This is a genomic window from Streptomyces sp. CBMA29 (assembly GCF_014596445.1).
In the GTDB taxonomy this organism is placed as follows: domain Bacteria; phylum Actinomycetota; class Actinomycetes; order Streptomycetales; family Streptomycetaceae; genus Actinacidiphila.
Window position 1 is genome coordinate 1 of sequence record NZ_MECL01000039.1, and the last position, 13,763, is coordinate 13,763.

At 71.8% G+C, this 13,763-nt stretch carries 9 protein-coding genes; 6 read left to right on the forward strand and 3 right to left on the reverse strand.

The genetic code is table 11. The features are described 5' to 3' along the window. Positions 1 to 333 precede the first annotated feature (333 nt). Both BGM09_RS06120 and BGM09_RS06125 read left to right on the forward strand, forming a co-directional pair. Positions 334 to 2,583, forward strand: a complete 2,250-nt coding sequence (locus BGM09_RS06120) for an MMPL family transporter (RefSeq protein ID WP_188280413.1) — start codon at positions 334 to 336, stop codon at positions 2,581 to 2,583. A gap of 176 nt (positions 2,584 to 2,759) precedes the next feature. Then, positions 2,760 to 3,785, forward strand: coding sequence for a sigma-70 family RNA polymerase sigma factor (locus BGM09_RS06125; protein ID WP_317452559.1), 1,026 nt, complete (start codon positions 2,760 to 2,762; stop codon positions 3,783 to 3,785). On the opposite strand, the gene BGM09_RS06130 is transcribed toward BGM09_RS06125, so the two are convergent. Further along, positions 3,744 to 3,965, reverse strand: coding sequence for an STAS domain-containing protein (locus tag BGM09_RS06130; protein ID WP_188280389.1), 222 nt, complete (start codon positions 3,963 to 3,965; stop codon positions 3,744 to 3,746). The genes BGM09_RS06125 and BGM09_RS06130 overlap by 42 nt on opposite strands. A gap of 331 nt (positions 3,966 to 4,296) precedes the next feature. Here BGM09_RS06130 and BGM09_RS06135 point away from each other — a divergent pair, with 331 nt between their 5' ends. Then, a complete protein-coding gene (locus BGM09_RS06135) occupies positions 4,297 to 5,163 on the forward strand; it encodes an aminoglycoside phosphotransferase family protein (protein ID WP_188280390.1) in 867 nt (288 codons plus the stop codon). A gap of 175 nt (positions 5,164 to 5,338) precedes the next feature. On the opposite strand, the gene BGM09_RS06140 is transcribed toward BGM09_RS06135, so the two are convergent. Together BGM09_RS06140 and BGM09_RS06145 are read right to left on the reverse strand one after the other, a co-directional pair. Further along, the gene (locus tag BGM09_RS06140) at positions 5,339 to 6,049 is read right to left on the reverse strand and encodes a 3'-5' exonuclease (RefSeq protein WP_188280391.1); all 711 of its coding nucleotides are present in this window, start codon (positions 6,047 to 6,049) and stop codon (positions 5,339 to 5,341) included. A gap of 125 nt (positions 6,050 to 6,174) precedes the next feature. Further along, a complete protein-coding gene (locus BGM09_RS06145; protein WP_188280414.1) occupies positions 6,175 to 7,404 on the reverse strand; it encodes an SAV2148 family HEPN domain-containing protein in 1,230 nt (409 codons plus the stop codon). A gap of 282 nt (positions 7,405 to 7,686) precedes the next feature. Here BGM09_RS06145 and glgX point away from each other — a divergent pair, with 282 nt between their 5' ends. The 3 genes from glgX to BGM09_RS06160 all read left to right on the forward strand — a co-directional run bounded on the left by glgX (position 7,687) and on the right by BGM09_RS06160 (position 13,747). Beyond that, positions 7,687 to 9,825: a glycogen debranching protein GlgX gene (gene glgX, locus BGM09_RS06150; RefSeq protein WP_188280392.1), complete on the forward strand. Its 2,139-nt coding sequence runs from the start codon at positions 7,687 to 7,689 to the stop codon at positions 9,823 to 9,825. A 144-nt stretch (positions 9,826 to 9,969) separates the two neighbouring features. After that, positions 9,970 to 12,516: a malto-oligosyltrehalose synthase gene (locus BGM09_RS06155; RefSeq protein WP_188280393.1), complete on the forward strand. Its 2,547-nt coding sequence runs from the start codon at positions 9,970 to 9,972 to the stop codon at positions 12,514 to 12,516. A gap of 280 nt (positions 12,517 to 12,796) precedes the next feature. Then, positions 12,797 to 13,747, forward strand: a complete 951-nt coding sequence (locus tag BGM09_RS06160) for a GNAT family N-acetyltransferase (RefSeq protein WP_188280394.1) — start codon at positions 12,797 to 12,799, stop codon at positions 13,745 to 13,747. Positions 13,748 to 13,763 lie beyond the last annotated feature (16 nt).

Genomic DNA, 13,763 nt, shown 5'->3' on the forward strand with positions numbered 1-13,763 from the left:
GCGGGAGGCGGGCGCCGACCTGCTCGCGCCGGTGCTCGGCGCCGCCCCGGAGCTGGCCGAGCTGCTGCTGCGCCGGTACGACGAGGCGCTGCGGCCCGCGCGCCGGCTGGTGTCGGTGTAAGGGCCAACTTCCCGGCCATGGTGGGGTTGTCCCCACCCCTGAGGGGGAGCCCACCCTCCTGGAAGTCACCAGCAGGCCGGATGGGTCGGCACCCCGAGTCCCCATAGCGTCATAGGCGTACGGAGCGGCCCCGGATCACCAGGTCAGGCCGCCACCCATGACGATCCTTCAAGGGGGACACCGTGAGTCGCTCAGGCGCACACGGCAGCAGGATGGGCATCGCGGCGGCTATGGGCGGTTGGAGCGCCCGGCACCGCTGGGCGGCGGTGGGCGGGTGGCTGCTCTTCGTCATCCTGGCGATGTTCGTCGGACAGTCGGCGGGCCGGGTCGACCTCGACCAGGACAAGTCGATGTCCGGCGAGGTTAACCAGGGCGCCACGATCAAGGAGAACGCCGGGCTCAAGAGCGCGGCGGGCGAGATGGTGCTGATCCAGGCCAAGGACTCGGGCCGCGCGACCGACCCGGCCTTCCGTACCGCGGTCGCCGACGTGATGACCGCGGTCAAGGGCACGGGCAAGGTCACCGCGGTCACCTCGCCCTATGACACCAAGGCCGTCTCCGCCGATCAGCGTTCGGCGCTGGTCCGCTTCGACATGCTCGGCCTGGCGGACGACGCGCCCGACAAGGTGCAGCCGGTCATGGACGCGGTGAAGAAGGTCCAGTCGCGGCACACGGACCTGCGGATCGAGGAATTCGGCGACGCGAGCGGTGGGAAGGTGCTCAACGACGCCTTCGGAAGCGACTTCAAGACCGCCGAGTTCTCCGCCGTGCCCGTGGCACTGGGCATCCTGCTGATCGCGTTCGGCGCGCTGGTCGCGGCGCTGCTGCCGGTGGCGCTGGCGATGACGGCGTTCATGGCCGCGGGCGGTGTGGTGGCGATGGTCAGCCACATCATCCCGATGAGCGACACCGCCAACTCGGTGATGCTGCTGGTCGGCCTGGCCGTCGGCGTCGACTACTGCCTGTTCTACCTGCGCCGCGAGCGTGAGGAGCGGGCCGCGGGGCACGACGGGCAGACCGCGATCAAGATCGCGGCGGCCACCTCCGGGCGGGCCATCCTGATCTCCGGCATCACCGTGATCGTGGCCATGGCGGGCATGCTCTTCACCGGCATCGGCGACTTCAAGGCGATGGGCCTGGCCACGATGATCGTCGTCGCCATCGCGATGTTCGGCTCGGTCACCGTGCTGCCCGCGCTGCTGTCGCTGCTAGGCCACCGGGTCGAGAAGGGCCGCATCCCGTTCCTGAACCGCGGCCGGAAGAACACCGCCCGGCGCGCGGCCAACCCCAGCAGCCGCTTCTGGAAGACCGTCCTGGGCCCGGTGCTGAGCCATCCCAAGACCGCCACGGTGATGGCGGGCGGCGCGCTGCTGGTCATCGCGCTCCCCGCGTTCGGCATGAAGACCGCGAATCTGTCGATGCCGCAGGAACTGGGCACCAAGCTGCCGATCATCCAGACCTACGAGCACATCAACGAGGCGTTCCCCGGCGGTCCCGACCAGGCCAATGTGGTCGTCAAGGCCGACGACATCAACGCCCCCGCGGTCAAGAAGGCCATCGCCGCCTTCCGCGCCGAGGCCGTGTCCTCGGGCGCCAGCAGGGGCCCGGTCACCCTGACCGTGCACGCCGCGCAGAACGTCGCCCAGATCGACGTACCGCTGGCCGGCGGCAGCGACCGCGCCAAGGCCGAGGAGAACGTACGGACGCTGCGTGACCACGTACGGCCCGACACGCTCGGCACGATCGACGGCCTCCAGGCGCCGGTGACCGGCGGGACGGCCGGGTCGATGGACTTCACGGCCAAGATCACCAGCAGTGTGCTGCCGGTCTTCGCCTTCGTGACCGTCTTCGCCTTCCTGCTGATGCTGCTGTCCTTCAGGTCGCTGACCATCGCGCTGACCTCGATCGTGCTGAATCTGCTCTCGGTGGGCGCGGCCTACGGCATCCTGTCCGCGGTCTTCCAGCACGGCTGGGGCGCGTCGCTGGTGGGCGCCACCGGTACGGGCGCGGTGGTGGCCTGGCTGCCGCTGTTCCTCTTCGTGATCCTGTTCGGGCTGAGCATGGACTACCACGTGTTCGTGGTCTCCCGGATCCGCGAGGCCAAGGTGCGCGGGATGAGCACCCGCGGCGCGATCGAGCACGGCATCACCACCACCGCGGGCGTCGTGACCAGCGCGGCCGTCATCATGGTCGCCGTGTTCGCGATCTTCGGGACGCTGTCCATGCAGAGCATGAAGCAGATGGGTGTCGGCCTGGCCTTCGCGGTGCTGATCGACGCGACCGTCATCCGCGGGGTGCTGCTCCCGGCCGTGATGAGCCTGCTCGGCGAGCGCAACTGGTACCTGCCGCGCTGGATGCACCGGCTGCCCGACATGACGCACGACGAGTCGACCCTGGCCCCGCCGCCGGTCGCCGCGCTGCCGGAGGAGTCGCACCGGGACCAGGTGCCGGACCGGGTCTGATCCCGGCCTGGGCCGGTCGGGAAATTACCCCGGAAATTTCGGATCCGGCGTTTCTCCGCAGGTCACGGAGCCCCCGTCCCGCCCGGGACGGGGGTTCCGACGCGTCCCGGGCGGTGTTCCTGGCCCCTTTTCCGGGCTCGTTGTCAGTGGGCGGGCCTAGTGTGGAAAGCGTGACCGTGAGAGAGAGCGAAAGCGCCGGGAGCGGTACCGCCCTGGCTGCCGACGAGGTGGAGCTCCGTCTTGAGGAGCACCGGGCAGAGCTGACCGGCTACTGCTACCGCATGCTCGGCTCGGTGTTCGAGGCCGAGGACGCCGTGCAGGAGACGCTGGTCCGCGCGTGGCGCGGGCAGCGCGGCTTCGAGGGGCGGGCCTCGTTCCGCTCCTGGCTGTACCGCATCGCGACCAACGTGTGCCTGGACAGTCTCAACGCGGGCAAGCGCCGGGCCCGCCCGATGGACCTGTCCCCCGCGTCGCACGCCGACGCGACGCTGCCCGCCGCCTCCCCGGAGAGCGTCTGGATCGAGCCGGTGCCCGACGTCCGCGCCCTGCCGTCCTCCGGCGACCCGGCCGATGTCGTGGTCTCCCGCGAGACGATCAAGCTGGCCTTCGTCGCCGCCCTCCAGCACCTGCCCGCCCGGCAGCGGGCCGTACTGATCCTGCGCGAGGTGCTGGCCTGGAAGGCCAGCGAGACCGCGGAACTGCTCGGTACGACGGTGGCGTCCGTCAACAGCGCGTTGCAGCGCGCCCGCGCCACGCTCAGCGAGGCCGGGGTGAGCACGGCCGGGGCCGACCACGCCGAGGCCGCCGCGGCGGCGCCGATGGACGAGGCGCAGGAGAAGCTGCTCGCGCGCTATGTGGACGCCTTCGAGCGTTACGACCTCGATTCGCTGACCGCCCTGCTGCACGAGGACGTCACGCTGTCGATGCCGCCGTACGCGCTGTGGCTCCGGGGTCACCAGGACATACGCGACTGGTTCCTCGGCACCGGTATCGAGTGCCGGGGCTCCCGGCTGCTGCCGGTGTCGGCGAACGGATCGCCCGGCTTCGGGCAGTACAGGTCGAACGGCGCGGAGGGCGGCCACCACCCGTGGGCGCTCCAGGTGCTGGAGATCACCGACGGCCGGATCACCGGCATCAACGCGTTCCTCGACACCGCGCACCTATTCCCGCTTTTCGGCCTCCCACTCGAACTGCCCCGCTAGCCCGGCGAGTTCGAGCAATTCGCGGAGTTCCGCGGTGGCGCCGCGCAGCCGTACGGTATGCCCGGTCCTGTGCGCGGCCAGCCCCAGCCGGGCGAGCGCGCCGATGGTGCCGGGCGCGCCGCCGGGGAGCCCGGTCACGTCCACGACCAGGGGTTCCGTCGGGCCGGGTGCCGCCGTCACAGTCTTCTCCGCCTCTCCTGGACCTGGCCCCCGGACGGGCCTTCATGGATACCGACCGGCCGGACAGCCCGGATTCATCGCTCCGCGCCCGACGTGTTCGGGCGTATTCACGGCGCATTCTCAGCCGGTGACGCGCGTTCAGGGGGCGCGCGGATGCGACACTGGCCTAGTTCCGCGCCGTTGACCGATGCTGTCGGCATATGCGGTACGGAAAGCGGCACGTCGGTGGGGCGGCGCGCGACACGGCGGGGGCGTACGGGCGGGCGCGGCGGTACGGGACAGCGGACGATTCGGGGCTGCGGGCGATTCGGCGAAGGGTTCGGGTTTCGGCATGGCGGACACGAGGGTGTTCACGCAGGAGCGGGCGCGGGCGGTGCTGGATGCCGCCGGGCATCATGAGGCCGAGCTGCTCGCCTTCGGCGAGAACGCGGTCTACGCCGCCGGGCGTCTGGTGATCAAGATCGGCCGCAGCGCCGATCTGCTGGACCGGGCCCGGCGCGAGGTGCGCACCGCCGACTGGCTGGCCAAGCACGATGTGCCCGCCGTGCGCTCGGCGGAGTCCGAGGTGCGGCTGGTGGACGGCCATCCGGTCACGTACTGGCAGCGGCTGCCCGATCCGCTGCGGCCGGCGGAGCCCGCCGATGTGGCGCCGCTGCTGCTGCTCGTACACGCCCTGCCCGAGCCGGACTTCGGGCTGCCGCCGCGTGAGCTGCTCGGCGGGGTCGAGCGCTGGCTGCGGCTGGCCGGGGACGCGATCGATCCGGCGGACGCCGCGTATCTGCGCAATCGGCGCGACGGTTTCGCGACTGCCGCGGCCGAGCTCGTACCGCACCTGGAGCGCGGGCCGATCCACGGGGACGCGCTGCCGCGCAATGTGCACATCGGGCCCGACGGGCCGGTCCTGGTCGACCTGGAGACCTTCTCCTCCGACCTGCGCGAGCACGACCTCGTCGTCCAGGCGCTCAGCCGCGACCGCTACGGGGTGCCCGCGGCGGCGTACGACGCCTTCACCGCCGCCTATGGCTGGGACGTCACCGAGTGGCCCGGCATCACCGTCCTGCGCGGTGCCCGTGAGACCGCCGGTTGCGCCTGGGTCGCCCAGCACGCCCCCGCCAGCCCGGCCGCCCTCAACGAATTCCGCCGCCGGGTCGCTTCCCTGAGAGCCGCCGACCCCACCGTCCGCTGGTACTCCTTCTGACCCCGCCACCCACCTGCGGTACGCCCGGCCCCACCGCCCCGCGTCCCACCGTCCCGCGTCCCGCCGCCCAGTTGGGCGGAACCCGTTCGGCCACCGGATGCGCGAGACGGCGGGGGCCTGGCTTACCGGAGGTGGGGGGCGGGGCCGTGAGTGTCGGGGGACCGCCCCGGAGGGGTCAGGCGGCCCAGACGCGCAGCGGCCAGGCGCGGTCGATGGTGGAGGCGTCGGCAGACCCCTTGCGGCGGAGCCAGGAGGCGAAGTCCTCGGCCCAGTCGGCGTACCAGCCGCGCTGCTCGTCGTAGAGGTCCCAGAGGTCGGCGTCGGCGACCTGGGGGTAGCGGGCGGCGAGGGCGCGGGCGACGCGCACGGCGGCGAGGGCGTCGGCGCCCGCTTCGTGGGCCCCGTCGAGGACGACACCGTAGACGCCACAGGCGGCCTCCAGGGTGCGCTTGCCGCGCCGGTACTTGTCGAGGGCGCGGTCCATCACCAGCGGGTCGAGCACAGGCCCCGGGCGGGCCCCGGGAACGGCCAGCGGCGGCAGCGCGTACCGCCGCAACTCCTCGTCCAGAAGGGTGAGATCGAAGGGCGCGTTGTAGACGACGACGGGCACCCCGGCCGCCCAGTACCCCCGCAGGGCGTCGGCGATCTCGGCGACGACCTCCGGCGCCGGGCGCCCCTCGGCCGCCGCGCGGGCGGTGCTTATGCCGTGGATGGCGGTGGTCTCCTCGGGAATGGCGACGCCGGGATTGGCGAGCCACGCCCGGTGCCGTACCGGCTCCCCGTCCTTCACCTCGGTGACCGCCGCGGTCACGATCCGCGCCTGACGCGGATCCGTCCCCGTCGTCTCCAGGTCGAACCCGACCAACAGCTCCTCATGCCATGCCATGGCGAGCATCCTTCCCACCCATTTCCCCGTAACCCCCGTGTGCCCTGCCATCATCGCGCGGACCACTGACAGCGCCGGACGGCGGGGTTCCGTTTCCCGGTGCGCCCCCGCCCCTCCCCCGGAGGTCACGACACGGGACGGGAATCCGTCCAGATGCCCTCGAACTCCTCGCGGTAGACCTCGAAGAGCCCGTGTTCCGCGGGCCCTTCCTCGGCGACCACCTGCCGGGACCCGCCGCGCAGCAGCAGCACCGGCACCTCCATGCCGCGGGCCCGCCGCAGATAGGACTGCACGACGGCCAGGCCCTCGCCGGTGTCGCCGTCGACGAGATAGGCGGTGAAGCGCGGGGTCTCGTCGAAGACCCGGATCTCGAAGGCGTCGGGGTCCCGCAGCCGGGCCCGCACCCGGCGCATGTGCATGATGTTCATCTCGACCGACCTGGCCAGCTCACCGCGCCCCAGGCCCAGTTCCCGCTCACGGCGGCGGACCGTACTGCTCGCGGGGTTGAGGAAGAGCAGTCTGATCCGGCAGCCGGACTCGGCGAGCCGCACCAGGCGCCGTCCCGAGTAGTTCTGCACCAGCAGATTGAGGCCGATGCCTATCGCGTCGAGCCGGCGCGCGCCGGAGAACAAGTCCTCGACGGGGAGCTGCCGTTGCAGCCGCACCCGGTCCGGGTAGACGCCGATGACGTCGGAGTAGCGGTCGGCGACGAGGTCCTCGACGGCGTCCACCGGCAGCCGCTGCGCGGCCGTACGGGCGGGTCCCGCGCCCAGCAGCTCCAGCAGCTTGGCGGCGGCCCGCTCGGCCTGGTCCAGGACGGTCCTGGACAGCGCCCGGTTGCGCGAGACGACGTGCCGGGCCACCTCCAGCTCGTCCAGGGCGAGTTCGAGGTCGCGGCGGTCGTCGAAGTACGGCTCGAAGCACGGCCAGTGCTGGACGACCAGTTCGCGCAACTGCGGCAGCGTCAGAAAGCTGAGCACATTGTCGTCGGCGGGGTCGAGCAGGAAGCCCTTACGGCGGCTCACTTCCCTTACCGCGACGGCCCGTTGCACCCATTCGTGCCCGGCCGGGCCCGCCGCGGCGACCACCCACTCCTCGCCGTGCACGGGCTCGTAGATCGGACGCAGCACCGCGTTGACGACGGCGCGCAGGCGCTGTTCCACGAGGTTCAGCCATACGTAGGCCCGCCCGGCGCGGGTGGCGCGGGTGCGCACCTCCGACCAGGCTTCCGCGCCCCAGTCCAGCTCCGCTCCGATCTCCAGCGGCTGGGCGAGGGTGACCGCGCTCTGCACCGCCTCCGCGGCGGCACCGTCCGCGATCTGACGGTCCTCCTGATCTCCACCACCCGGGAGCATCAGACCTCCGGACGTCTCCACGCCACCCGCCTCCCACCCCCGTCCACGATCAAGGAAGGGTACTGCGGTGCAGGGTGCGTCGCAGCCCTGTTGACCCTACTTGACTACTACCGGACAAGCTCATCACCCTTGCGGTAGCTGGCTGTTGTGGCTTTGTCACCCTGGGGTGGACCAGGTGGGAAGATGCACTTTCGGTAGCGAACAACGAATTCGGCAACGAATCTGGCCGGGTGCGCGGAATCGGTCCGCGCTCTCCCGGTCCGGGAGTGGAAGAGTCACGAGATGCAAGTCTGGCCGGGTCAGTCGTACCCCCTGGGTGCCACCTTCGACGGCGCGGGCACCAACTTCGCCGTCTTCTCCGAGGTGGCGTCCCGTATCGAGCTGTGTCTGCTGCACGACGACGGGTCGGAGACGGCTGTCGAGCTGCGCGAGGCGGACGCCTTCGTACGGCACGCCTACCTGCCGGGGGTGATGCCTGGTCAGCGGTACGGCTTCCGGGTGCACGGGCCCTACGACCCGCCCCGCGGCCACCGCTGCAACTCCGCGAAGCTGCTCCTCGACCCGTACGCCAAGGCGATGAGCGGCAGCATCGACTGGGACGAGGCGGTCTACGGCTACCGCTTCGGACAGCCCGACTCGCGCAACGATCTGGACTCCGCCCCGCACACCATGACGTCCGTCGTGGTGAATCCGTACTTCGACTGGGCCGACGACCGCGCTCCGCGGATCGATTATCACAAGACCATCATCTACGAGGCCCACGTCAAGGGCCTGACGATGACTCACCCGGGCCTTCCCGAAGAGATCCGGGGCACCTACGCGGCGCTCGCTCACCCGGCCGTGATCGGCCATCTGGTGGAACTCGGGGTGACGACACTGGAGCTGATGCCGGTGCATCAGTTCATCCAGGACCACCGTCTGGTGGACGCGGGCCTCGCGAACTACTGGGGTTACAACACCATCGGCTTTTTCGCGCCGCACCATTCCTACTGCTCGCTGGGCGACCGCGGGCAGCAGGTGCTGGAGTTCAAGACGGCGGTCCGCGCGCTGCACCGGGCCGGGATCGAGGTGATCCTGGACGTGGTCTACAACCACACGGCCGAGGGCAGCCACCTCGGGCCGACGCTGTCGCTGCGCGGCCTGGACAACGCCTCGTACTACCGGCTCGGCGGCGACAAGCGGTACTACACGGACACCACAGGCACCGGCAACAGCCTGCTGATGCGCAGTCCGCACGTCCTCCAGCTCATCATGGACAGCCTGCGGTACTGGGTCACCGAGATGCACGTGGACGGCTTCCGCTTCGACCTCGCGGCCACGCTGGCCCGGCAGTTCCACGAGGTGGACCGGCTCTCCTCGTTCTTCGACCTGGTCCAGCAGGACCCGGTGGTCTCGCAGGTGAAGCTGATCGCCGAGCCGTGGGACGTCGGCGAGGGCGGCTACCAGGTGGGCAACTTCCCGCCCCTGTGGACCGAGTGGAACGGGAAGTTCCGCGACACGGTACGGGACCTGTGGCGCGGCGAGAGCGCCACGCTCGCCGAGTTCGGCTCCCGGCTGACCGGTTCCTCCGACCTCTACCAGGACGACGGCCGCCGCCCGCTGGCCTCGGTCAACTTCGTCACCTGCCACGACGGTTTCACGCTGCGCGACCTGGTGTCGTACAACGACAAGCGCAACGACGCCAACGGCGAGAACAACCGTGACGGCGAGAGCTTCAACCGGTCGTGGAACTGCGGCGCGGAGGGGCCGACGGAGGACGAGAAGGTGCGGTCGCTGCGCGGGCGGCAGATGCGCAACTTCCTCGCCACGCTGATGCTCTCGCAGGGCGTGCCGATGATCTCGCACGGCGACGAGTTCGGCCGCACCCAGAAGGGCAACAACAACGTCTACTGCCAGGACAACGAACTGGCGTGGGTGTCCTGGCCCGGCAAGCCGGACGAGGGCGGGCCGAACGACGAGGCGCAGCAGTTGCACGAGTTCCTGCGCACGATGGTGTGGCTGCGGCGCGACCATGCCGTGTTCAGGCGGCGCCGCTTCTTCCACGGACGGCCGGTCGAGGGCACGCACGACGAGCTGTCGGACATCGCCTGGTTCACGCCCGAGGGGCAGGAGATGGCGCAGCGCGACTGGCAGGCCGCGCACGCCAGGTCGATGTCGGTCTTCCTCAACGGCAACGCGATCTCCGAGCCGGGTCCGCGCGGCGAGCCGGTCACCGACGACTCGTTCCTGCTGATGGTCAACGCGGCCCCGAAACCGCAGGAGTTCGTGATCCCGGTCAACCACGGCATGGAGTGGCAGCTCGTGGTGGACACGCGGTTGGCCGAGGGCGTCCCGCCGGGCACCGGCCAGCGCGTGCGGGCCGGGGACCGGGTGGAACTGGCCGACCGCAGCATGGTGGTGCTCCAGCGCCCGGCGATGTAGGAACGCGCACCGACACGTAGTGGCGCGCCCACCCGCGCGGTCACTGCGGTCACACGGCTCCGATTTCGGCGATACGGACGGCGTCCGGGGAGACCCGGGCGCGTTCGGCCGCTTCCCGGCCGGATCCGGGGTAGAGAAGACCTCATGACCGGACTTCCCGTGACGCCCTCCGCCACCTACCGGGTGCAGGTGCAGCCCGGCTTCACCTTCGCCGACACCGCCGCGCACGTGCCGTACCTGGCCTCGCTCGGCGTCTCGCACCTGCATCTGTCGCCCGTCCTCGAAGCGGTGCCCGGCTCCACCCACGGCTACGACGTGGTGGACCACTCCCGGGTACGCGAGGAACTGGGCGGCGAGCAGGGCCTGCGGGCGCTGTCGCACACCGCCCGCGAGCACGGCCTCGGGCTGATCCTGGACATCGTCCCCAACCACATGGCGGTGCCCGCGCCCGAACACCTCAACGGCCCGCTGTGGGAGGTGCTGCGCGACGGTCCCGGCTCCGCGTACGCCGACTGGTTCGACATCGACTGGGCGGCACTGGGCGGCAAGGTGCTGCTGCCCGTGCTGGGCGACCCCCTGCCCGACGTCCTCGGACAGCTCTCGGTGGTCTCGGACAAGCGCGCGGGCGGCGAGGTGCTGCGCTACTACGACCACCGGTTCCCGCTGCGGCCGGGCACGGAGAATCTGCCGCTGCCGGAGCTGGTGGACGCGCAGTGGTATCAGTTGGCGTACTGGCGGCAGGCCCGCACGGAGCTGAACTACCGCCGCTTCTTCACGATCTCCGACCTGATCGCGGTCCGCGTCGAGCGGCAGGACGTCTTCGAGGCCACCCACGCGACCGTGCTGCGGCTGCTGCGCGAAGGCGTCGCCGACGGGCTGCGGATCGACCACCCGGACGGCCTCGCCGACCCGGCGGGCTATCTGCGCCGCCTGGCCGAGGCCAGCGACGGGCGGTGGACGGTGGTGGAGAAGATCCTCCAGCGCGACGAGGCGCTGCCGGCCGACTGGGCGTGCGCGGGCACCACCGGATACGACGCGCTCGACCGGATCGACGGGCTGTTCACCGACCCGGCGGGCGTCGCCGAAGTGACCGACTTCTACCGGGAGTTCACCGGCGCGGAGGACGACCGCGGCGGCCGGTGGGAGCCGACCGCGCGGAGCGCGGCCCACCGCATCGTCGGCCACGACCTCGCCGCGGAGGTCTCCCGCCTGGCGGCGAGCGCACAGCGGGCGCAGCGCCCTGGCACGGGCGGCGGGGCACCGGGCGGGGCCCCGGGCGGGGCTGAAGGCGCGGCGCGGCCGGTAACAGCCGAGCACCAGGACACCGACCCTTACACGGCGCCCTATGCGACGGCCGTGCTGGAAGAGGCGCTGCGCGAGCTGCTGGTCCGTATCCCGGTCTACCGCCCGTACGTGCGCCCTGGCACCCCGGCGACGTCCGGCGACACCATGATGGTGACCGAGGCCGCCTCCGGTGCGGCGGAGGCCGCGGACCGGCGGCTCGCCCCGGCGATCGGCCTGCTGCGCGACCTGGCACTCGGCCGCCCGGCCGAGGGCGCGACGGTGCCCGGTGAGGACGCCGACGACTTCGCCGTCCGCTTCGCTCAGGTCGCCTCCGCGCTGCACGCCAAGTCCGTCGAGGACACCGCCTTCTACCGCTACTCGCCGCTGCTGTCGCTGTGCGAGGTCGGCCGCAGCCCCGCGCATCCGGCGGCGGCCCCGGAGGAATTCCACGCCTATTGCGCGCGGATCCAGCGCGACCACCCCGGCACCGGCACCGTCCTGTCCACGCACGACACCAAGCGCAGCGCCGACCTGCGGCTGCGGCTGGCCGTCCTGTCCGAAGTCCCCGACGCCTGGCGGGAGTGGATGGGAGGCCGCGAGGTCCGCGCCGAGCGGTCCGACGACGCGTCCGCGCCCGACCGGCACACCGCGTACACCGTCTTCCAGACCGGCGTCGGCCTCGGCTTCTGCCACCCCGGCCGACTGGTGCCCGCCGCGCTCAAGGCGGTCCGCGAGGCGGGCCTGCGCACCTCGTGGACCGAGCAGGACGAGGCGTACGAGAAGGCCGTCACCGACTTCACCGAGCAGGGCCCGTGCGGCGCGGGCGTCTACGACGTCGGCGAATTCGTCAACTTCCTCGCCCCGTACGCCGATGCCAACGCGCTCGGCGCGGCGCTGCTGCACCTGACGATGCCGGGGGTGCCCGACGTCTACCAGAACACCGAATTCCCGGTGTACACCCTGGTCGACCCGGACAACCGCGGCCCGATGAACGGGCCGGTCGGCGGCACCCAGCGGTTCGGCGTCGACCGCATTCTGGACCGCCTGCTGGACGGCGCCGCGCCGGACTCCTTCGACGAGGCCAAGCTGCGTCTGACCGCCGTGGCGCTCCGGCTGCGGCGCGACCGCCCCGAGTGGTACGGGCCCACCGCCTCGTACATCCCCCTCGTCGCGCGGGGACCGGCCGGTGACCACTGCCTCGCCTTCCTGCGCGGCGGCTCCGCCCTCACCGTCGTCACCCGGCTCTCCGCCCGCCTCACCGCGGCGGGCGGCTGGCGCGAGGCGGCGCTGCCGCTCCCCCCGGGCCGCTGGCACGACCGCCTGGGCGGCGGAACGTACGAAGGCGCGGCCCCGCTGGCCGAGTTGCTGGGCCGCAGCCCTGTGGCCCTGCTGACCCCGGAGGGGTGAGCACGCAGGGGTGAAGCCCGCAGGGCAGGGGCGAGCCGCCCACGCCCGCTCCCGCGCACCCGCGTCGACGTCCCGACAAGGCCGCCGCGTAAAACCGGTGGCCTTGTCGGCCGCCGCCCGCCTAGGGTGCTGATCACGCCCATGACCGGACGAGGAAGGAGGCGAGAGCGATGACGTACATCACTGTGCCGCGCTCCCGCCCCTCCGCAGGGCGTCCGTAGATCCACGGGGAGATGGTCCCGGGAGCGCTCCGTTGAACTCCCGAAGGAATCGCTTCATCATGTCCGATCTGATGTTCCGCCCGCTCGTCGCGGGCGAGTCCGCCCTGTTCAACTCCCTTGCCGAGACGGAATCCGGCACGCGCACCGGCAGCGGCGACGCGTTCGTCGGCCGCGCCCTGCTCGGCCAGTCCTTCGCGACCCTCGACGCGGGCGGCGAGTACCGGCCCGAGTGGTCGTGGGTCGCGCTGCGCGGCGCGAAGGTCGTCGCGCGGGCCGCGTGGTGGGCCAAGCCCGAGGACAGCGAGCCGCTGGCCCTGGACTGGTTCGACTTCGCCGAGGGCGAAGCGGAGGCCGCCGCCGAACTGCTCCGCGCCGCGCCGCTGACCACCGAGTACAGCCTGCTGCTGCCGCCCGACTGGCGCGAGCGCCCCGACGTGACGGCGGCGGCGCGGAGCCGCGCGGCGGCCGTCGAGGCGGCGGGGCTGCGCGAGTTGGTCGAACGGTACCGCTACGAGTGGACGGCGGACTGCCCGCTGCCGCCGCGCACCGGGCGTCTTGAGTACCGGCCCGAGCCGGACGACGCCGCCTTCCGGGCCGTCATGGCCCGCGTCATGGAGGGCACGCTCGACGCCCACGACCGCCGGATGATCGCCGAACAGGGCCTGGAGGCCGCCCTCGACGAGGCCATCGGCTTCTTCGACTGGTTCCCCTCGCCCGCCGACTGGCGGCGGGTGGCGTACACCCCGGACGGCGAGGTGGCCGGACTGCACGTGCCCGCCCACAATCCGGGCGGCCCGTGCGTCGGCTTCATCGCCGTGGTGCCCGAGCAGCGCGGGCGCGGTTACTCGTACGACCTGCTGGTCGAGTGCACCCACGACCTGGTCGACCGCGGCGCGGCCAAGATCGCGGCGGCCACCGACCGGACGAATGTCCCGATGGCGCGGAATTTCGCGAAGGCGGGGTATCCGATCGTCCAGGAGCGGATCGACTTCGTCCCCGACGGAGTGTGATGTTCGCCCGCTGATC